Here is a 22,539-nt window from a genome sequence, read left to right on the forward strand (position 1 = left end):
ATGTCGCAACTCAAGGGACTCAAACACTTTTACATACCTGATGAACAATCTATTTATTTGCTTTCTCACGCAGACGCGAAAAAGCTAAAAGATTGGGTTAGCCTTTGTATTGCTGAGCTGAAAAGCCTTGGATATATAAATATTGAGTTGTTAGGCAAGGGGGCTTTTGGGTTTGCTTTTTCTGGCGAGTCTCCTTCTGGCGTGCTTGCTAATGGCGCGCTTTCTAATGGAGAAAAACGCGTATTTAAATTTTCCCGAATTACGTTACCACAGCACATACGAGAACGGCTTGAGGAAGAAGGCTTTATGCTGTCTCATGTCGATCACAAGTACGTTCCTCGTTTTATTGAGTACCAGCAAATAAGAAAGCAGTCCATACTTGTCATGGCACAAGCGCCGGGGGAAGACTTAGAAAAAGTAAGTCTTCACGTGGGGCCATTATCACCGCGAGTCATCGTCAAAATAGCCGTTCAAGTAGGGGAAATACTGGTCTACCTGCGGCAATATATGGCAAAAGGAATGGACAAGCCCATAGTACATGGGGACATAAAGCCATCTAATCTGGTATGGGACGGCGAAAATGAAAGTATTGGTTTGATAGATTGGGGGTCTTCCGTATTTGCACAAACAGATGCCTCTGGGCAATTCGTTACCAACAATGTAATGGATTTAATGTCGGGCGAGCTGCAGCAAACAAATGCTAGGCTTGGCGATGTGTATTTTATTGGTGAAGAACAGTTAAATGGTGCGCTTTCTAGCCCCCGTTTTGATGAACAGGGCTTAGCAAGTACCCTTTATGCACTGGCCTCTGGGCAGTCATGTCGATACGGCAGCAAAGTTATTACTCCCTCGTCTTTAGGCTTGCCGAAAATGCTCGCAGACATTTTAACCTACATGCTCGATGACGACGCTACCAAACGCCGACAGGGAGGCGATTATTTTCTTAATCACCTACATGTTTTAAAAAACATGGTGTTTTCTGAAGATAAAGAGGCGGTGTATACACCGCTTATTCCAACATGGGTACATCAAACCGGGCAGGATATAGAAACGGTAGTGTATAGCTCAAGAAAGTCTTATCTGCGACAACAAGCCGCGCTTGAGAGCGAAGAGTTGCGCTATATCGATGATGCGCAGTTTGACCGGTACTACAAAAATTATCTTCAAGGTATGGGCGATACCGAAAAAGCCTTCGTTTCTGCAATAAGTCGCTTGGGTCGCTATCCAGTGGTTGGTGGAATGGCCGTGAGGTGGGAGCCTGAAGGTATTTATGTAGATTCAAGTCTTAACCTTCACGATCCTGGTTTAAAGTCTGCCTTCGAACAGGCGGTTAATAATGTAATTACCCTTGCTCGCGCCATACATAAGCCCGCTGTATTTAAATGTTGTATGTTCAATGCGAAAAACACGGTGCACATTGAGCGAGAAAGTGAGGATGAAGATTTCATACCATCAGAAGGTCTTGAAATTCCCTATGAGTTGTCTAAAACGTCCTTATCAAAAGACGATAGTCGCACACACTCTTATTTTGAAGATGGTGATGATCCAGACGAGCTACTAAAATTACCGGATACAATAATAGATACGATAAAAGCGCTTAACGCCATCCATCATACGGGGTGTATTATTTTCGAGTCATTAGCTACCCATCTAAAAATTCACAATTATTATACCTTGCTCGATCACAGCCAAGAGGCGTCATTCAGAGCGCTTCTTAATGATTTGGTTAAGCAGATACCGCTTATAAAAGGGTTAGGTATTTCAGGGTTTATGAAGTTACCCTATAAAGACACTCGCTTTTTTGAGCATAAGGCAACACTGCCAGAAAAGTACTACCCAAGAAATCCCAAAGCAATGAAACAAGAGAACGCACAACATGTCGGATATTAAACTATCTTCGCTATTTGAGTTAGAAACCATAGAAGCAGGCCTTTATCGAGGTGAGAGCTGGGATTTGGGTTTTCGGGCATTATTTGGCGGACAAGTTCTTGGACAGGCGCTAGCCGCTGCTTACGAGACCGTTGACGAAGAAAGAGTGGCCCACTCATTTCACACCTACTTTTTATTGCCAGGAGACGCACAAAAACCTGTGGTTTATGACGTCGAAATTGTTCGAGATGGCCGTAGTTTCTCTGCTCGCCGAGTTAAAGCAATTCAAGACGGTAGAAACATTTTCTATATGACAGCATCTTTTCAGGTACCTCAAGAGGGTATGCACCATCAGCAACCAACAATGCCAGATGTTCCTCCGCCAGAGGAGGTTCAGTCTGACATCGATTTCTATCAAGAGAATTTCAATAAAATCGCTCGCCCAATGAGAGAGGCTTTGAGCTACCACAAGCCAGTTGATATTCGCACGGTTAATGCGGCCAACTCTTATCAACCTGTTAAACACGAGCCAACGCGCTATATATGGATGAAGGCGAGAGATACGCTCAGTGGGTCTTTATCTGTTCATCAAGCGGCGCTGGCTTACGCGTCAGACTACCACTTTTTAAGCACCTCTTTGCAACCTCATGGCGTCGCGGTTACTGATAAGTCTTTACGAATGGCCACTATTGATCACGCTATGTGGTTTCACCGCCCTGTTAACTTAAATGAATGGTTGCTATACGCGATGGAAAGTCCGTTCAGTGGCGGTGCTCGAGGTTTGGTACAAGGGCAGATCTTTACGCAGCAAGGCGAACTCGTGGCATCGACCACACAAGAAGGTCTTATGCGTCAGGTTGATTCATAAAATTGACCGATAATTTCAAAATAGTTATGGGCAAAAAAGGAAGATGATATGCAATATTCACTGGGCAATTTAACCCCTAAAATCGATAAAAGCGCCTATATTGCACCAGGTGCTCATGTTATTGGAAACGTCGATTTGCGTGAAGGCAGCAGCGTTTGGTTCAATGCTGTTATACGCGGCGATATGGACCTTATTACTGTAGGTGAAAAAAGTAATGTTCAAGACGGCAGCGTATTACATACTGACGCTGGTGTACCTTTAACCCTTGGTACGGGGGTGACAGTGGGGCATAAAGTAATGCTACACGGTTGCACTATTGGCGATTATTCGCTTATTGGCATAAATGCAGTGGTGCTCAATGGCGCAAATATAGGAAAGTATTGTATCGTTGGCGCAAACGCCTTAATTACAGAAAATATGGATATTCCTGACTTTAGTTTAGTCGTCGGCTCCCCGGGAAAAGTCATTAAAACCTTGGATGAAAGTGTTAAACCTAAGTTAGAAGCCTCTGCTGCACACTATAAGGATAACGCTCAACATTACGCACATTCGCTAAAGGCGACTGATGTATAGGTAGATATTATGTGTTGTGCATAAAAAACGCCCAGAACAACCGTTCTGGGCCTAGGGAAATGGCCCATTGCTGAGCCGTGCGCTAACTTTTAAAGGGAGAGATTTAACGTAAATCTTGCACGAATCTCAATTATAGATGATGTTTGCTCATTTTATAAACAAAATAGGTGTTAATTTTTTATTACAGGCTCAAAATTATAAATAACTGGATTAAAATCAATTGGTTAATGTTTATAAAAACTCTGGTCTAACCACATAACCTCACTCTATTCCGTTTCTATCGATAGCTAGAATATACACATACTAGAGAATCTGGCTTACTCAATCCCTCAACGGGCAGATTATAAACTTCATCAACCATTAAGGATTGTCACTAAAAGTCGCACCGCAAAATATGAGTTCAACGCCTAAGACGAAGACTAATGTGCAGCAGACTTACCATTCATATAAATTATGTTGACTACAGATGGTTGTACCAGAGAGCTATCCTAGTAGTATGTCTGCATGATTAAGCATTCTAAAAGTTAGAGAATTGAGCATGCCACTACCGTCAAACGCCACATTTTTACCACCTGAACGCACACTTATGGGGCCGGGTCCATCAGATGTAAGCCCTCGTATCCTCAATGCGATGGCACGTCCAACAATTGGGCACCTAGACCCTCTGTTTATTCAACTGATGGACGAAACAAAAAATCTTCTTCAGTACGCATTTCAAACTGAAAACCCGCTCACTATGCCAATATCTGCACCGGGTTCTGCTGGGATGGAAGCCTGTTTTGTGAATCTTATCGAACCGGGCGATAAAGTGATTGTGTGTATAAATGGTGTTTTCGGTATGCGCATGGTCGAAAACGTCGAAAGATGCGGCGGCGAGGCCGTCACTATTAACAACGCCTGGGGAGAGCAAACCGATCTAAACGCGGTTGAAGACGCGCTTAACGCCAACCCAGACGCCAAAATACTAGCGTTTGTTCACGCAGAAACTTCAACGGGTGTACGTAACGAAGCAAAGTTACTGTGCGAGCTTGCTCAAAAACACAATTGCCTTACGATTGTTGACTCGGTCACCTCATTAGGCGGCATAGAGCTCGACGTTGACGGGTGGGGGATTGATGCTATTTATTCAGGGTCACAAAAATGTCTAAGTTGTGTTCCTGGAATCGCTCCGGTGTCATTTAGTGAAAAAGCCGTATCGGTAATTCAAAACAGGAAAACCAAGGTACAAAGCTGGTTCTTAGATATGAATCTTATTGTGGGTTATTGGGGCAAAGGTGCAAAGCGTGCTTATCATCACACCGCACCAGTAAACAGTATGTATGCCATGTATGAATCTTTGCTAATGCTAAAAGAAGAGGGCTTAGAGAATGCGTGGAAAAGACATGCTTCGGGTCATGACAGGTCAGCCCAAGGACTCAATGAAATAGGTTTAGAGCTTACTGTAGACAGCCGTTTCAGGTTACCTCAGCTCAACGTGGTTCGTATCCCAGAGGGAGTTGATGATGCCAAAGTACGAAGTCACCTTCTCAATGAATTCAATTTAGAGATTGGCGCAGGTTTGGGGGAGCACGCTGGAAAAGTATGGCGAATCGGATTAATGGGTTATGCCTGCAAACAGCGTAATATAGACCATTGCATAGCATCGTTGAAAAGCGTGCTAAATTAACCCGAATCCTGTTTAAAATAGTGCTTGTTACAAGTAATCATTCATTCTAATGAAGTGTAAGGTGAGCGTTGCTGCTCACCTTTTTTCATTTTCAAACGGGTAAACTGCTTCATCATTCACTCCATGTTCATTTATATTAGAATATAGTCTTCGGTGTACAAAAACGTTAATAGGCCGCGTTGCGGCATTGTGGATAACAAAAAATAGTTAAGGACGCCCCATGAAAAATAAATATGCAGTAACATCGTTAATTCTGTTTTCTTTTCTTACTAGTTTCGTTTCAACTTCTCTGTGGGCGCATTCTGAAGGTGTGAACTCAAAAGAAGTGTTGCCGGCGGCAACAGTGAGTGTGCAAGGTGTTGGCTCTATTGATGTTGTTCCTAATGCATTTTCGGTTACCTTTGTTATAGAGGCACAAGGTAAGACGGTTAGCCCATTAAGTCAGTCGCTGGCGAGTGATTTAAAGGCCATCGTTAAATTTTTACTGAAAGAGGGTATAGAAGAACGTTATATTCAAAGCATGGAAGTGCGTTTAACGCCCCGTTATGTGAATACGCCACAAGGAAGAAATCAAGATGGGTTTACTCTTTCAAGAGAAATTTCTATTACTTCAACCAACCTAGATAATTATGACCGAGTGTTAGATGGCGTGCTTAAACGGGGAGTTGATCGTATTCAGCAGTTTAACTTTATAACTCTCGGTGAAACGTCGTTCTATCAAAAAGCGCTAATCGCTGCAGTAGGTGATGCAAAGAATAGAGCACAGCTTTTAGCGAAAGAATTAGGCGTTGAAGTAGGTGAAGTGGTTGCAATATCTGAATCTGGTGGCAATATGCCGATTCCAGTCATGCGTGCCGATACATTTGCAAAGGAAATGTCAGTATCTTTGCCAGGTCAGAGTAATGTTGAAGCACGAGTGAATGTCACATTTAAAATTAAACAATAACAGGGTTACCGTTTGAAACAAGATTACAGCCAGCTTATAAGCCAAGCAAAAAGCTTAGTATCGGGCGAGCACGATTTAATTGCCAATATGGCAAACCTGAGCGCATTATTGTTCAATGGCTTAGAGAATGTGAACTGGGCGGGCTTTTATCTATACAAAGAGGGAGAGCTTGTCCTTGGGCCATTTCAAGGGCAGCCGGCGTGCATACGCATTCCAATGGGGCGGGGAGTGTGTGGCACCAGTGCCTCAACACAAACTGTTCAACGCATAGATGATGTTCACGCATTTGATGGTCACATTGCATGTGATGCTGCGTCAAACTCCGAAATAGTTGTGCCGCTCATCGTCAATGAAAACCTTATAGGCGTTCTCGATATTGACAGCCCAAGCCACGGTCGTTTCTCGCAAGAAGATGAAAACGGTTTGGTAGAAATAGCGCAAATACTTGTCCAATCTCAACAGCCATCATGAAAATAAGCGTCGATATTCATGTAGTATTGTCTACCTATGAAGATATGGAAGACGTTCACGATGACCCAGATGAGGCGTCGGAACGTTTAAACTTTATTCTTCATGCAATATATGATGCCGCAGAAGAAGATATAGAAACACAGCGTTTAGAGCAAATTTTGCACTACGCTTGGGAGTCTTGGCAACAAGATGCACATTTATTAGAAATTGATGACGACGAATTGCTCGATTGGGTTGACCACACGCTGGCAACTTGGGATGATGCAAATAACGAAGAAATCTCCTGAATAATTTAGAAAGTTAATGGAATCAACAGAGAAGTTTACTACAAGTAAGGAAGTTATTGCTTTCCTTGCAGAGACCTTCCCAAAGTGTTTTAGCACTGAAGGAGAGGCCCTTCCACTTAAGATCGGTATTTTCCAAGATCTTGCTCAGCGGTTAGACGATGATGAACGGGTTAGCAAAACGCTATTACGCTCTACGCTTCGTCACTACACAAACAGCTGGCGGTACCTGTACAGCATTAAAGAAGGTGCCCATCGCGTCGACTTAGATGGTGTTGAAGGTGACGCGATTGAAAAAGAGCATTCGGATCACGCGCAAAAACAACTTGAAGAGAGTAAGGCGAAGGCAGCTGAAAAACGCAAGGCCAAAATGGCTCAGCAACCTAAGCGTTCAGAAAAGCGTCAGTTTAATCGTCCAAAGGGCGAAAAGCCGGCCAATTCTGCTCAACCTGAGAGTAAGCGCGGAACTAAACCGAAGAATAATAGACCAACTACAACACCCCCTGCCAAATTGACAGACGGTGACATGAAGCAAGGTACTCGCGTAACGGTAAAGCTGGGTAAAGAACCCATGCCGGCAGTGATTACCGAAATTGCTAAAGATGGCATCCATGTTCAGCTCGATACCGGTATGGTGGTAAAAGTAAAAGCAGACGCTTTACGTTTGGCACGTTCCAAGAGGTCGTAAATATGAAAGATATCCTTCGAATTTCTATTGCTAGCGCATTCCTTACCGTTGGTGTAGGTGCTGGTGCTGTAACATCAACGCCTGACGTTGATGAGCTACCAATACTCCAACAAGAATCTCAGCACAGTGTTGCAGCAAAACGAGTGAGCGCGTTATTCACACGTGCACACTATAAAGAAATATCGTTGGATAATCTTCTTTCGGCAAGAGTATATCAAAGGTTCATAGAATCCCTTGACCATAACAAACAAGTGCTTTTACTTGAAGATGTGGTGAGTTTCGAAAAGTATCGCGATTTGTTCGACGATGCGTTGAGCAAGGGCAATCTGTCTATTGCATACGATATGTACAACGTATCTGCGCAGCGAAGGGTTGAACGCTACGAATATGCTCTAGCCCTATTAGAAAAGGGACCTTTCGACTTTGCGAAAGAGAACGATAAGTTCTATTACGACAGAGAAGATGCTGACTGGGCAAAAGATACTGCAGAGCTTGACGAAATATGGCGTCAGCGAGTTAAATACGACGCGCTCAACCTTATTCTAGCTGACAAAACCTGGGAAGAAGCGAAAGAGCTTCTTACCAAGCGCTATACTCGTGCAATTAAACGCACGAAACAGGCAAAAAGCGAAGATGTTTTTCAAACTGCTATGAACGCGTTTGCAAGAACTATTGAAGCGCATACCAGTTACTTGTCCCCCAGAAATGCTGATCGTTTTCAAATGGAGATGAACCTTTCCTTTGAGGGAATTGGTGCAGTACTGCAAAGCGAAGACGACTATACCATTATCAAAAGCGTTGTGCCTGGTGGTCCAGCTGATCAATCAGGTGCTATTAAGCCTGAAGATAAAATTGTTGGTGTAGCGCAAGACGACGAGGAATTTGTTGATGTTATCGGCTGGAGACTTGATGAAGTTGTTGAACTCATTAAGGGGCCAAAGGGTAGCACAGTTCGCCTGCAAGTTGAAAAAGGCGCAACAGAATCTAAATCAACGTCGGTGGTTAAGTTAACTCGCGATAAAATCAAACTTGAAGACAGAGCTGCGAAATCAGAAGTTTATGTTCCTGATGAAGGGCCACATGCTGGTCAGTCGTTAGGTGTGATAACTATCCCAAGCTTTTACAACAATTTAAGTGCAGACGTAGCCAAAGAAATTGACTCTCTTAAATCTCAAGATGTGAAGGGCATTATTGTTGATTTACGAGGTAATGGTGGCGGTTCATTAACTGAGGCCACATTACTTTCTGGGCTGTTCATTGAGAAAGGCCCGGTAGTACAAATTCGCTACGGGCAGTCGAAAGTGAGTGTTAATCGCGATACTGATGGTGAGGTTGCGTATAACGGGCCGCTTACTGTGTTGGTAGACCGTTACAGTGCTTCAGCATCCGAAATATTTGCAGCGGCAATGCAAGATTACAATCGTGCGCTTATTGTTGGAGAGCAAACCTTTGGTAAGGGAACGGTTCAGCAGCATCGCGGCTTAGGAAAAATTTACGACCTATACGACAATCCGCTAGGTAGTGTTCAGTTTACCATCGCGAAGTTTTATCGCATAGACGGTGGAAGTACCCAACACAAGGGAGTTATTCCAGACATCTTATATCCATCGGCAATTGAACCGGCTGAGTGGGGTGAAAGTCAAGCTGATAACGCACTACCTTGGGACAGTATTAATCGAGCCAATTACACAACTTTTGCGGATGATAGATCGGCACTAGATGTGTTAACGGCAAAACATAATAAACGAATTATGCAAAATCCTGAGTTTTCGTATATCGACGAGGATATTCAGGAGTACAAAGAGAATAAAGATAAAAACTTTATATCATTGGTGAAGGCAGAGCGAGAAGCGAAGAAAAAAGAGGGCGAGGCAAAATCCTTAGCCCGCGCTAACGAACGTCTCCAAAGAATGGGGTTAGAGCCAGTCGCTACGCTTGATGACCTTCCAGAAGATATGGAAGAGTTAGACCCGTTCTTAGATGAGGCAGCTAACATCACCTTTGATATGATTGAGACAGGTCGATACGCTATAACAACAAATTAAGCGCTATCGAAAAAGGGCTGGTCTAGGGCCAGCCCTTTTTTTGTGTCTATATAAATATTACAACAATAATAAAGGCAAATAATATGGCGATACGAGGCGAGTTTTCTTCTCGAATAGGTTTCGTGCTAGCAGCAGCAGGCTCAGCAGTGGGTCTGGGAAATATTTGGGGGTTCCCAACAAAAGTAGCGAGTAACGGCGGCGCAGCTTTTGTATTGGTTTACTTACTGCTTGCGTTTGTACTTGCTTATCCAGTGTTGATGGCAGAGTTAATTATTGGAAGAAGCTCGCGTTCAAATATGGTTGATGCACTGGGAAAAATATCTGGAAACTTTGTCGGTAGAGCCACAGGGATATGGGGTTGTGTCACCGTTTCTCTTATTTTAGCTTTTTATGCCATCGTTGGTGGCTGGATGTTGGTCTACTTTGCCGATTCTGCAGTGCGCCTTGTAGGAATGCAGTCTGCGAGCGACTGGCTACTTACCTCATCGGTTACGCGTAACGTAATATTCTGTGCTTTGTTCATGATGTTGACCGCGTTTATCGTGGTTGGTGGGGTAAAGTCAGGAATAGAGAAATGGTCGGTAAGGTTAATGCCGACTTTGGTGATTCTCATTTTAGCGCTGATCGTTTACGTGAGCATGCAACCGGGTGCTGTAGAAGGCTGGAGTGCATATTTAGTTCCAGACTTTTCTCGAGTGCTCGACCCAGAGCTGCTTATCAATGCCATGGGGCAGGCATTCTTTTCGATGTCACTGGGTGTAGGTACTATGTTGGTTTATGGTTCTTATCTCAGTAAAAATGAAAATTTGCCAACAATAGGAGCTTCGGTAGCTTTAGTTGATATTGGCGTTGCCGTTATTGCAGGCATGCTAATCATACCCGCTATGTATGTAGCGCTGAATAACGGCGTAGAAATATTCACCGATCATGGTGCGTTAATACAAGGTGACACGCTGATTTTTAAGGTGTTGCCTGCGCTTTTCGATACTATAGGCTCTGTCGGCATTTTTGTTTCGTTTACCTTTTTTGCTTTAATGGCCATTGCTGCCGTGACATCATCAATATCTATGTTAGAGGTGCCCGTGGCGTTCATGGTTGAGAGTAAAGGTATGAAACGTCACAAGGCCGTGATATTTATCGCAGCGGTTATCTTTATTCTAAGCTGTATTGTTATTTTCAATTTCGAATTGCTATTCGGTTTTGTTATTGCGCTTACCACAGAATACAGCCAACCTCTTCTTGGCCTTGCCCTGTGTATATTCGCGGGTTGGGTGTGGCGAAGAGATGCAATACTGGCAGAGCTTAAACAAGGAAATGAAAACGTAGAACACGGCCTATTTTGGAAAATTTGGCCTTGGTATGTGCGCTTTGTGTGTCCGGTTATTATCGCGCTGATGTTTTATCGTTCTGTTTTTTAAGACACTCGACGTTTTCAATTAAGGTTTATTAAAACAATAACAATGACAAATAAAGAATTAAAAACTCCTTCACTTCTAGACGCTTTTATTCCAATTGTGGCGCTTGTTCTGATGATGGGCACTGCCGTTTATCTTTTTGAAGACAACTCGTCTTATGGTCCAAACCAAATAGCTTTATTACTAGCAATGGGAATGGCCGCCATCATTGGGATGAAGAACGGTTACAGTTGGAAAACCATAGAAAAAGGCATCGTTGACGGCATTTCAATGTCCCTGGGGGCTTGCCTGATATTGCTTGCTGTTGGTTCTCTTATTGGAACATGGATGCTAGCGGGTACCGTGCCTACGCTTATTTATTATGGTCTCGAACTATTAAACCCATCGTTTTTCTATGCCGCAACCTGCCTAATATGTGCAGTGGTCGCTATGAGTATTGGAAGCTCGTGGACAACAGCAGCTACCGTAGGTGTCGCGCTTATGGGTGTGTCGGCAGGCATGGAAATGTCGGCCGCAATTACCGCGGGGGCGGTGGTGTCGGGCGCGTATTTTGGAGATAAAATATCACCTTTATCTGAAACCACAAACCTTGCACCTGCTGTTGCGGGTACTGACTTATTCGATCACATTCGCTATATGCTGTGGACGACAATTCCTAGCTTTGTTATTGCACTCATCCTGTTTACCGTTATCGGCTTTAGCGAGGTGGGTGAAGCGAAAGCAGACAGAATCGAGCAGATGCAGCTTTTACTTAATGAGTCTTTCAACCTTGGCTGGCATTTGCTAGTCCCGCTTGTTGTTCTGCTTACGCTCGCGATTAAAAAGATGCCTGCGTTTCCTGCGGTTTTTATTGGCGCACTGTTGGGCGGTGTTTGGGCCGTTGTATTTCAATGGGATGTAGTAGCAGAAATGGCCAGTACAGACGATAGCGCCAGCATTGGTGCGCTAAAGGTAGTGTGGACAGCACTGTTTGATGGTGTCAGCTTTTCTACGCCAGATGAAAACCTAAATAGCTTACTTTCTCGCGGCGGCATGTCTTCAATGCTTAATACTATTTGGCTTATTATCTGTGCCATGTCGTTTGGTGCCGTGCTCGAACGCGTGGGCTTACTTAAACGCGCTGTCGCCACTATCTTATTGGGCGCTAAGTCTGCTGGCGATATGGTCAGTCGTACCATATTAACCTGTTTTGCCACCAACTTAGTGACTGCAGACCAATACATATCGATTGTAATGCCTGGGCGCATGTACAAAGAAGAATTCAGCAAACGTGGTCTCGACCAATTAAACTTGTCCCGTAGCTTAGAAGATGGCGGAACGCTAACGTCTCCGCTGATCCCGTGGAATACCTGCGGTGCTTATATGCACAGCGTACTACTGATAAATCCATTCGATTATATTTTTTATGCGTTTTTCAACGTTATTAACCCAATTCTTGCGATTGTTTACGCGTATTTAGGCATTAAGATATTACGTATCACGCCGCCAACATTTGAAACTAAAAGCGAAGGGTCTGTATAACATTCATATAGGCACTTCAAAAAGGGGTTCTATGTCAGTTCAAATTAAACGCCGGGCGGATTATAAGCCGCCCGCTTTTCTAATCAGTACCGTTGACTTGCACGTCACACTTCATCCAACAGACACTCGCGTAATCAGTACTCTGAAAGTAACAAGGCAGGGCAGTCACAATCAGCCGTTAGTGCTAGACGGCGATAATCTTCCTGTACATAAACTGCTTATCGACAACGCACCGCTTGCGGCGAAATCTGACGATAACGACGGCTATATCCTTACCGACTCATCGCTCTCTATTCCTGTCGATAAAAACGAGTTTACGCTTTACATAGAAACCAGCATTGCCCCTGATAACAACAAAGCCTTGGAAGGTTTGTATTTGTCAGGTGGGGCTTACTGTACTCAGTGTGAGGCAGAAGGTTTTAGGCGAATAACATTTTTCTTAGACCGTCCAGATGTTCTATCGGTATATACAGTAACGGTAGTTGGCGATGAAAAATACCCAATGCTGCTTTCAAACGGCAACCCTGTCGATAAGGGGCAGCTGAGTGATGGCAAACATTTTGTTAAATGGCACGACCCACATCCTAAGCCCTGCTATTTATTTGCACTTGTGGCAGGAGACTTTGACTTATTAACAGATAGCTATACCACCATAAGCGGTAAAGAGGTTGCGTTAGAGCTTTACGTTGATAAAGGTAAAAAGCATCAGGGCACGTTCGCGCTCGAGTCTTTAAAGCGGGCAATGAAGTGGGATGAAGATGTATTCGGCCTGGAATACGACCTTGATATTTACATGATTGTCGCTGTCGATTTCTTCAACATGGGCGCAATGGAAAATAAAGGGCTAAATGTTTTCAACAGTAAGTTTGTCTTAGCAGATCAAGATACCGCGACAGATGATGACTTTTTCAATGTAGAAGCCGTTATTGCCCACGAATATTTCCATAACTGGACTGGGAACCGAGTAACCTGCCGCGACTGGTTTCAATTGAGCTTAAAGGAAGGGCTAACGGTATTTCGCGACCAGCAGTTCAGCGCAGATATGACGTCAGAACTCAGTAACCGAATTAAGCATGTAAGAGTGATGCGCGAGCACCAGTTTGCGGAAGATGCAAGTGCAATGAGTCACCCAATTAGACCTGATGAAGTTATTGAAATGAATAACTTCTATACAGTAACGGTTTACGACAAAGGTGCAGAAGTTATTCGCATGTTCCACACCCTGTTGGGCGTTGATGGCTTTAGGCAGGGGATGGATGAGTACTTCAGGAGACATGATGGACAAGCTGTCACCTGCGATGACTTTGTTTCTGCTATGCAGTCTGCAACATCATTAGACTTAAGCCAGTTTTCACTATGGTACAGTCAATCGGGCACTCCCGTTATAAGTGTTCAACAACAAGAGCTCGAAAACGGGAAAGTACAGTTTACGCTATCGCAACGCACGCCTAAAACGTCTGATCAGCACGACAAACAGCCATTGTATATGCCGATTAATATTGAAATCATCGGCCAGGGCGGTGAACTGTATTCAGATAATGAGGGTGTAATAAACGACGGCATGGTGATATTAGACAAAGAATCTATGTCATTCACCGTGGATGCATCAGGTAACGTCCTTACTCCGGCGGTATTAGGGAACTTTTCTGCACCGGCCAAGGTCGATAACCCCTTGTCCACTGAGTCACTCCTGACCATATTTAAGCATGGGAAGGATGCCTTTAATCGCTGGGATGCAATGCAGTCTATCTATGATCGTTGTATTAGAGAGCTTGAGCAATCGCCCGAAGCCTCTATCGACGAAAATATTTGGGTTGGTATTCGCAGTGCAATCTTCAGAGAAATAGATAATGTAGAACTTCTTGGTGAATGTCTCGTTATTCCATCATTTGAAACACTCTGCCAATTGAGAACTTCTGTTGATGTGGCCGAATTAAGCAAAGCGCGAACTAAGTTTTGCCATCAATTTGCTCAACAATTAGAAGCAGCGCTTCTTGACGTTTTTAATAGTATTGAGAGCAAGCCGTATAGTTATGAACAAAGCGCGGTAAATCAGCGCCGCTGTAAAAATGTCGTGCTAGCGCATTTAGCTCGTTTGCCGCAACACGAACATCTTGTTATTGAGCAGTTTGAGGCTTCTGATAATATGACAGACACACTAGGCGCCCTTCGCAGTGCGCAGTTCTGCCGTAAAGAAGTGTTCGATTCATTAATGGCAAAATTTGAACAAAGGTACAACAAGGACCCGTTGGTTTTAGATAAATGGTTTGCGTTACATGCCACACAGCCAACAAAAGATATATTCGCTACTATTACCATGCTGTGTGAACACCCCCAGTTTACTATAAGTAACCCTAACCGAGTGCGCTCAGTCATCGGCAGTTTTGCTTTTTATAATAGTGAAATGTTTCATGCATTAGATGGCAGCGGATATAAGTTTGTTGCTGACTACTTACTTAAGTTAGATAAACTCAATCCGCAGGTAGCGGCAAGGATAGTTACGCCGTTAACTCAATGGCAAGGGTTTGCGTCTCAACATCAACGTTTAATGAAAGAGCAGTTAGGTCGACTACTCAACCATAAAGGGTTAAGTAAAGACGTGTTCGAAAAAGTGAGCAAGAGCCTTGCTTATGGCGCGGATTGAACAAACAGATAGTGTGTTTTATTTTTCGATAAGTGTGCCTTACACCCAGTGTGAGGCGCTCTATTCGCCATCAGTACCCAACGTAGTGATGGTTGCGGAATCTGGCGTGCGCGTGCAGGTGCCTACCGGTCGTTTACGCCAATTTATTACCTCTGATGGAGTAAAAGGGCGGTTTAGAATGATTGTGAATCAACAGAACAAAATCAAATCCTTCGAGCGCATCCGCTAGCACTACTCTCAGTTTCTTTTTTTAAAGTTTTTAAAACAGTAACTAGTGGGTGAAATTTACTCACTTTTTCATAATTTTTTGTGCAAGTGCATAAATGCCTTTTATACTCAGGATAAAGCAATAACTATTTGATACGATTAATGTTGTAAAAATTGTTAACTGGTAGGATTAGTTCTTGCGGTTCTGGTCAAATGATGTAATGATTTTGTTAATCGTTATGGTTGGTCATGATGTCGAGCATGCTATCGCGTCGACTTGGGAGTATAAAAATATGAAAAACAGGCCTAGCGCTTTTAAGATTTCACCAATTGCAGCAGGGGTTCTCACTCTGCTAGGTGCTGCTGCAGTTCCTGCTCACGCCGCCAGTTGGCAAGTAGGTGATGCAAACATCACGTTAGATTCAACATTTTCACTGGCTACAAGTATTCGTACCGAGGCGAGAGATTATGATCTTATCGGTAACAGTAACCAGCCTCAATTCAATTGGTCGGGTTATCAAGCAGCATTTAATCCTATTTACACGAGCGGTGATGTCTGGGCCTTAGCTGACGGTGGCTACTCTACGAATGGCGACCTTGGTAACTTGGCTCACGATCCAGGCGATGCGTTTGCCACTCAGATTTCAGGTACTCACGAGTTAGACATCAACTTTGGTGATTACGGTTTCTTTGCTCGCGGATTCTGGTTTTATGATTTTGAGCAAATGGACGGCGACCGCCCATATTCAAACCCAATAACAGGCAACCAGTATGATCTTTGTCAAGACCCTGAAGCAGAAGACTTGCTGTGTACCGATGTGCGTCTATACGATGCTTTCTTCTACGGTGATTGGTGGGTAGGCGATAAGCCGCTAACACTTCGCGTAGGTCGTCAGGTTATCAACTGGGGTGAGAGTACATTTATTCAGCATGGCATCAACACAACAAACCCTGTTGATGTAACTCGGGCCCGTGCACCTGGTGCCGAACTAAGAGAAGTATATCTACCGGTAGGCATGGTTTACGCCTCGTTAGGTCTAACACCAGACGTAAGTATCTCTGGTTACTATCAATACGAATTCCAACGCAGTTGGTTGCCTGTGTCAGGCAGCTATTTTGCCGTAAATGACTTCGCGGGTGACGGCGGCCAACGCCAAAACATTCAGCTAGGTTTCAGTGGTAACCCAGATATCGACCTAGAGCACTTGCTGAGCGCGCTTAACGGGTATGGCGATTTGTTACGTTCAGGGGCCAACCCAGCCGATTTATCTCAGGCATATTTAGCCTACCCAACCAAGGTTGCGGTTCGCGGTTTCGGTGATGACCCTCACAATGAAGCAGATGACCAAGGTCAGTACGGTTTACGTTTAACGTGGTTTGCACCTGAAATTAATGAAACTGAATTTAGCTTTTATCACATTAATTATCACAGCCAACGTCCGCTTATCTCTGGTGTGACATCAGACTTTACTCAAGCGGGTATTGGTGCCGATCTAGCGTTTATTGCTGGCAATGAAATTACTCGTGACAACATCACAGACTTACGTGCGTTTACAAAGTCTGAATTCTTCTACCCTGAAGATATTAAGCTCTATGGTATGAGCTTTAACACTAATATTGGTACAACAGCGCTTGCGGGTGAATTTGCATATCGTGTAGACGAGCCACTGCAGATTGACGACGTTGAATTACTGTACATGGGTATGCCAGAACAGCTTGCAAATGCAGGTCTGCGTCCTGACTTAGCCGGTATTTCTCAGTTGAATAACATTGGTCGCGCAGTGGGTCCGGGTGAAACAGCGCAGGGCTTTATTTTCTCTGATACATGGCAGATGCAGTTTACAGCGTCTCACGTATTTGGACCTAAGTTTGGTGCAGACAATTTTGTACTCCTTGGTGAAGCCGGTTACGTAAATATTGTTGATATGCCAGATCCAAACGTAGTGAGACTGAATGCACCTGGTACGGCAAGAACGCCATCACTAGAGCCAACGGCCACGGGTAATGCTCGTCAGGGGCTTCACCTAGGCTTGTCAGACGGACCGGAAACCAATCCGTTCGCTACTGACGATGCATGGGGATATCGTCTATTGGCGGTTGCCGATTACAATTCAATTTATGCCGGTATGAACTTACGTGTAAGAGCAACGTTTTCACATGATGTAGAGGGCACCACACCCGATCCTCTATTCCTTTTCACAGAAGATGTTAAGTCTGCTGCTTTTTCTATGACCTTAGACTACTTAAGCAAGTGGTCGGCAACAGCGTCATACAGTGCATTCTGGGGCGGTATTGGTACAACTAATGCGCTTGCAGATAGAGACTTTGTTTCATTTAACATCAAATATGCAATCTAAAGAGTGGTACTTATGATTAGAAAAGTAGGAATTATTGCAGCCGCCTTGTCACTGGCACTATCTGGTGCAAGTGTAATGGCGAAAGTCTCAGACGCTGAGGCGAACAAATTGGGTAATGAGTTAACGCCGCTTGGAGGCGAAGTTGCAGCCAATGCCGATGGCAGTATTCCAGCATGGACTGGCGGTATTACCTCAGCACCTGCAGGCTACTCGGTGGGCGATCACCACCCAGACCCATTTCCAGAAGATAAAGTTTTATTTGAAATAACAGCTGATAACTACAAAGAATATGCTGAGTACTTGTCGGAAGGGCAGAAGAAGCTGTTCGAAACATACCCTGACACGTTCCGTATGCCGGTTTATCCAACTCGTCGCTCGGCCTCAAACCCGCAGGCTATATACGACGCAACTAAAGTAAACGCTACGCGCGCTGAGCTTTTAGATGGTGGTAACGGTATTAAAGGTGCTGCTATTGGCATTCCGTTCCCTATTCCGCAAAACGGGTTGGAAGCTATATGGAACCACATCTTACGTTATCGCGGTGAAGCCGTTCAGCGTAATGGTGGCCAAGCAGCGGTTACTACCGGTGGTGACTACAACGTCATTGGTTTCGACGAGCAGCTTCTCATTAAGTACGCCGAAGAAAATGCAACTCCAGAGCAACTTACTGAAGACAATATTTTGTTTATGTTTAAACAGAAAGTCACTCAGCCTGCTCGTCTTGCAGGTACGGCATTGCTTGTTCACGAAACTGTAGACCAAGTGAAAGAGCCTCGTAAAGCGTGGACTTACAACACGGGTCAGCGTCGTGTTCGTCTAGCACCAAACATTGCCTATGACACACCAGGAACAGCAGCTGATGGCCTGCGCACTACCGATGACTTTGATATGTTTAACGGTTCACCTAACCGTTACGATTGGAAGCTGGTAGGTAAACAAGAAATGTACGTGGCGTATAACAACTATGCATTACACTCAGACAATGCTAGCTATGAGAACATTCTTACGCCAAACCACGTTAACCCTGATCTAACACGTTGGGAAAAGCACCGTGTTTGGGTAGTTGAAGCTACATTGAAAGAGGGCTTCCGCCATATCTATCAAAAGCGTGTGTTCTTTATAGATGAAGACAGCTGGCAAATTCAAGTTGCTGATATGTATGACAATCGTGGCGAACTCTATCGTGTTGCGGTAGCGTATGGTGTAAACTATTACGAAGTGCCAACGCAGTGGTCTACGCTAGATTCATATCACGACTTAAACTCGCGTAGATACTTAGCTATCGGTTTAGACAACGAAGAGCAGATGTACGACTTTACCGTACGTCCTCGAGATGTTGAATTTACACCGCAAGCGTTACGACGAGAAGGTATGCGCTAACAGCCTTACACAACTAACGGTTGGCACTTGCCAACCGTTTTTGTTTACAGACAATTATTATTAGGGGGAATGGTTCAATATGAAAAAAACCATTGCAGCGTGCATTGCCGCCACCTTTGCAGTGAATAACGTAAGTACTGCAATTGCTGAAGAAGCATTTATGGCACCATTAGTAGAACAATCTGTTTTACTGGATATAGACGCTGATGAATATGTTGTTATTGTCGGTGAACGTGGGCATGTGCTTATTTCTGAAAACGGCAGCGACTTTAACCAAAAACAAGTACCAACGCAGTCAACCTTAACGGCCAATACCGTGGTTGGAAGCAACATTTGGGCGGTGGGTCACGACGCAACCATTATCCATTCATCAGATAAAGGTGAGTCTTGGGAAGTACAACAGTATCAGCCCGACTTACAGCGTCCATTTCTTGATGTTCTTTTCTTTGATGAAGAACACGGTATTGCAGCGGGCGCCTATGGCCTTTTTTATCGTACATTAGACGGCGGTAAAACGTGGAGTGCGGAACGGCATGCCAGTCTTTTAGACCCTTATGATAGGGAATATCTAGAAGAGATTAGAAAAGAAGACGAAGCTTTTTATCAGCAAGAGTTAGAATCTATTCTTCCTCACATAAATCGAATAACGCTAGATAACGATACGCTGTACCTTGCTGGAGAGGCTGGTTTATTAGCAAAAAGCGATGACTTTGGAAAATCATGGCAGCGTTACAGCGTAGATTACACAGGTTCGTTTTTTGACATCAAGCCATTAGATGATGAAACCGTGTTAGCCGTTGGCCTACGTGGAAACATGTTTGTTAGTCGCGAGTCGTCGTCTTGGGAATACATACAAACGTGTTCAACAAGCACATTAAACTCCATTCTTATAAGCTCAGACTCTGAAGTTTATGCATTAGGTAACAACGGTAAAATGGTAAAGGCGACGCGCCCAATACCTACAAGCATGCGCGACCCTTATGCTAATCCTACCGACTGTAAGCCTGGAGAAGGTATTTCCGTTTCGCAAATTGACGATAAAGCTGCAATTCTCAATGCAAAGCAGTTTAAAGGCCTCAACATCGCGGTGTCAGCGAACGGCGTGAAAACGTTGAACTTAAAATAGGGCAGTATAAAAAAAATGACCCATTTTCTAGAAAAATTAGTCTTCAGTAACCGCAAAGTGGTAGTCGCACTTTTTGCTATTGCTACGGTTTTCTTAGGCTATCAAGCTTCTCAAATGCGTTTAGACGCAGGCTTTGAAAAAAATATTCCTCTCAATCACGAATACATGCAAACCTATATTGAGCATCGCCAAGATTTTGGTGGCGCAAACAATATTCTTGTTTCTGTGTGCGATAAAAACGATAACATCTTCAATAAAAACTTTTTCGACACGTTGAAGAACGTGCATGACCAGTTGTTTTTTATCAATGGTGTAAATCGTTCTTTAGTTATTTCTTTATTTTCTCCTTCTACACGCTTTACCGAAATTGTAGAAGGTGGTTTTGCCGGGGGGCCGGTAATTCCAGCCGACTTCAATTCCTCAAATCCTGAGGCGCTTGAACTTGTAGCAGCGAACATTGAAAAAGCGAATATTGTTGGTCGCCAAGTATCCAGCGATTACAGCTGCGCAATGGTAACTGCGCAATTGCTTGACATCGACCCACAAACCGGCGAACCTCTCGATACTCTTGCGCTTGCCGCAGAGCTAGAGGAGCAGCTTCGCGGCCAGTATGAGAACGAGCAAACGTCTATTCATATTATTGGCTTCGCTAAAATGATTGGCGACGTAGCAAATGGTGCAAAAGATGTGTTGGTTTTCTTCGCCATCGCAATCGCAATTACGGCCATCATGGTGTATTTCTTCTCTCGCAGTATAATGCTTACCGTGCTTCCATTGCTGTGTTCAGTCATCGCGGTGATTTGGCAACTTGGCCTACTAACCTCTATTGGCTTCGGCATGGACCCCATGTCTATTCTAGTGCCGTTCCTTGTGTTTGCCATTGGCGTAAGCCATGGTGTGCAGATGATAAATGCGGTAGAGAAGCAAGCTGTTAAAGGGATTGGTGCAAAACAAGCATCTATGGCAGCCTTCAGAAGCTTGCTTATACCAGGCGGTATTGCATTGCTTTCTGACACTGTAGGTTTCATGACCTTATTGGTTATCGACATAGGTATTATTAGAGAGCTAGCTATCACAGCCAGTATGGGTGTTGCGGTTATTATTTTAACCAACCTTCTTTTATTACCTGTGCTTATGAGCTTTTTGAAGCTTGATGAACGCTACGTAGAAAAGTTCGCGGGTAAAGAAAAATCAAACAGTAAATTCTGGGATATGATTGCGGCGTGCTCTCGTAAGAAGCCGGCGGCTATCATATTAACCATTACTGCTATTTTGTTTGTTTTTGGTCATTTCCAAGCTCAAAAGATGAAAATAGGCGACCTACATGCCGGTGCGCCAGCTCTTCATGAAGACTCGCGATATAACCAAGATACGTTCTTAATTACCGATAAATACGAAGTTACTGTCGATTATATTTCTATTCTTGTAGAAACCACACCAGAGGCCTGTACCTCGCATAACGTGATGAAAGCCATGGACGACTTCCAATGGAAAATGGAAAACGTTGATGGTGTGCAGTCTGCTGTGTCTTTGGCATCGGTCGCAAAAATTGTAAACGCAGGTTACAACGAAGGGAATGTGAAGTGGCAAGTTATCCCTCGTAATCAGCAGACTTTAGTGCAGGCAATTTCACGCGTACCTACCTCATCGGGTTTATTAAACGGTGACTGTTCAGTTATGCCAATCATCCTGTTCATGGAAGATCATAAAGCAGAAACTATTTCACGGGTTGTTGATGCAGTGAAAGACTACCGCAGCGACTATGAAACAGACGATATGAAATTTAGCCTTGCTTCAGGTCCTGTTGGCGTAATGGCAGCAACAAACGAAGCGGTGAGTGAAGCACAAGATCCTATGATGCTTTATGTCTTCGGCGCTGTTATCGCATTGTGTTTAATCAGCTTCCGTTCGATTAGAGCAACGTTAGTCGTGGTTATACCTCTGTATGTTGTATCGGTCCTTGCTCAGGCACTAATGACATACCTACAGATTGGTCTCACCGTTTCTACCTTGCCAGTTATCGCACTGGGTGTGGGTATTGGTGTTGACTATGGTATCTATATACTTTCTACAAAGAGTTTAATGCTCAAGCAGGGTGCAACAGTCCAAGAAGCGTATTTTGCGGCACTGAAAGAACGTGGTAGTGCGGTGTTGTTTACAGGCGTAACACTGGCAATTGGTGTAAGCACATGGGTGTTCTCATCGCTTAAATTCCAAATGGATATGGGAATATTGCTTACATTTATGTTTGTCGTAAACATGCTTGGTGCAATTATTGTACTGCCAGCCTTGGCACGCTTCCTCTGGTGGAACAAAAATGACCCAGATGCATAAATTATTTTTGCATAGCTAAGCAAAAAAAAGGGCCTTTTGGCCCTTTTTTTAGGTGTTTTTTGCATAGTTATCTATGCTGTTAATATAAGGTTAAAAAGGGGCTTTTAATAGGCCGCTTTATTAGAGAAAATACAAAGGTTTTCAG

At 43.9% G+C, this 22,539-nt stretch carries 17 protein-coding genes; all 17 read left to right on the plus strand.

Annotated elements, in window-relative coordinates:
• The 17 genes from CW735_RS08315 to CW735_RS08395 all read left to right on the plus strand — a co-directional run bounded on the left by CW735_RS08315 (position 1) and on the right by CW735_RS08395 (position 22,394).
• Positions 1-1,890 (plus strand): protein kinase domain-containing protein, encoded by a 1,890-nt coding sequence (locus CW735_RS08315; RefSeq protein WP_071978888.1) that lies wholly within the window; start codon positions 1-3, stop codon positions 1,888-1,890.
• A complete protein-coding gene (gene tesB, locus CW735_RS08320) occupies positions 1,877-2,737 on the plus strand; it encodes an acyl-CoA thioesterase II (protein ID WP_071978889.1) in 861 nt (286 codons plus the stop codon). The genes CW735_RS08315 and tesB overlap by 14 nt, the downstream gene beginning before the upstream one ends.
• 48 nt (positions 2,738-2,785) lie before the next feature.
• The gene (locus CW735_RS08325) at positions 2,786-3,310 is read left to right on the plus strand and encodes a gamma carbonic anhydrase family protein (protein ID WP_071978890.1); all 525 of its coding nucleotides are present in this window, start codon (positions 2,786-2,788) and stop codon (positions 3,308-3,310) included.
• A gap of 586 nt (positions 3,311-3,896) precedes the next feature.
• Positions 3,897-4,976, plus strand: a complete 1,080-nt coding sequence (locus tag CW735_RS08330; protein ID WP_100973220.1) for a pyridoxal-phosphate-dependent aminotransferase family protein — start codon at positions 3,897-3,899, stop codon at positions 4,974-4,976.
• Between the two features lie 220 nt (positions 4,977-5,196).
• The gene (locus CW735_RS08335; RefSeq protein ID WP_071978891.1) at positions 5,197-5,922 is read left to right on the plus strand and encodes an SIMPL domain-containing protein; all 726 of its coding nucleotides are present in this window, start codon (positions 5,197-5,199) and stop codon (positions 5,920-5,922) included.
• Between the two features lie 12 nt (positions 5,923-5,934).
• Positions 5,935-6,393, plus strand: a complete 459-nt coding sequence (locus tag CW735_RS08340) for a GAF domain-containing protein (protein WP_071978892.1) — start codon at positions 5,935-5,937, stop codon at positions 6,391-6,393.
• Positions 6,390-6,680, plus strand: a complete 291-nt coding sequence (locus CW735_RS08345) for a hypothetical protein (protein WP_071978893.1) — start codon at positions 6,390-6,392, stop codon at positions 6,678-6,680. The genes CW735_RS08340 and CW735_RS08345 overlap by 4 nt, the downstream gene beginning before the upstream one ends.
• Positions 6,681-6,696: 16 nt before the next feature.
• The gene (gene proQ, locus CW735_RS08350) at positions 6,697-7,365 is read left to right on the plus strand and encodes an RNA chaperone ProQ (protein ID WP_071978894.1); all 669 of its coding nucleotides are present in this window, start codon (positions 6,697-6,699) and stop codon (positions 7,363-7,365) included.
• Positions 7,366-7,367: 2 nt separating this feature from the next.
• Entirely contained in the window at positions 7,368-9,410 is a 2,043-nt protein-coding gene (gene prc, locus CW735_RS08355) for a carboxy terminal-processing peptidase (protein WP_071978895.1), read from the plus strand.
• 83 nt (positions 9,411-9,493) lie between these two features.
• The gene (locus CW735_RS08360; RefSeq protein WP_071978896.1) at positions 9,494-10,828 is read left to right on the plus strand and encodes a sodium-dependent transporter; all 1,335 of its coding nucleotides are present in this window, start codon (positions 9,494-9,496) and stop codon (positions 10,826-10,828) included.
• A 42-nt stretch (positions 10,829-10,870) separates the two neighbouring features.
• Positions 10,871-12,346, plus strand: a complete 1,476-nt coding sequence (nhaC, locus tag CW735_RS08365) for a Na+/H+ antiporter NhaC (protein ID WP_071978897.1) — start codon at positions 10,871-10,873, stop codon at positions 12,344-12,346.
• A gap of 31 nt (positions 12,347-12,377) precedes the next feature.
• Positions 12,378-14,990 (plus strand): aminopeptidase N, encoded by a 2,613-nt coding sequence (gene pepN / locus CW735_RS08370; protein WP_100971685.1) that lies wholly within the window; start codon positions 12,378-12,380, stop codon positions 14,988-14,990.
• The gene (locus CW735_RS08375; RefSeq protein ID WP_071978899.1) at positions 14,977-15,219 is read left to right on the plus strand and encodes a DUF2835 family protein; all 243 of its coding nucleotides are present in this window, start codon (positions 14,977-14,979) and stop codon (positions 15,217-15,219) included. The genes pepN and CW735_RS08375 overlap by 14 nt, the downstream gene beginning before the upstream one ends.
• Positions 15,220-15,490: 271 nt before the next feature.
• Complete coding sequence (locus tag CW735_RS08380) at positions 15,491-17,554, plus strand: DUF1302 domain-containing protein (RefSeq protein ID WP_071981164.1); 2,064 nt, start codon at positions 15,491-15,493, stop codon at positions 17,552-17,554.
• A 12-nt stretch (positions 17,555-17,566) separates the two neighbouring features.
• Positions 17,567-18,934 (plus strand): DUF1329 domain-containing protein, encoded by a 1,368-nt coding sequence (locus tag CW735_RS08385; RefSeq protein ID WP_071978900.1) that lies wholly within the window; start codon positions 17,567-17,569, stop codon positions 18,932-18,934.
• A 79-nt stretch (positions 18,935-19,013) separates the two neighbouring features.
• Entirely contained in the window at positions 19,014-20,060 is a 1,047-nt protein-coding gene (locus CW735_RS08390) for a WD40/YVTN/BNR-like repeat-containing protein (RefSeq protein ID WP_071978901.1), read from the plus strand.
• A gap of 15 nt (positions 20,061-20,075) precedes the next feature.
• Complete coding sequence (locus CW735_RS08395; protein WP_071978902.1) at positions 20,076-22,394, plus strand: efflux RND transporter permease subunit; 2,319 nt, start codon at positions 20,076-20,078, stop codon at positions 22,392-22,394.
• Positions 22,395-22,539: the final 145 nt, after the last annotated feature.

Origin of the sequence: Alteromonas sp. MB-3u-76, assembly GCF_002831605.1 — a bacterium.
Taxonomy (GTDB): Bacteria; Pseudomonadota; Gammaproteobacteria; order Enterobacterales; family Alteromonadaceae; genus Alteromonas; species Alteromonas hispanica.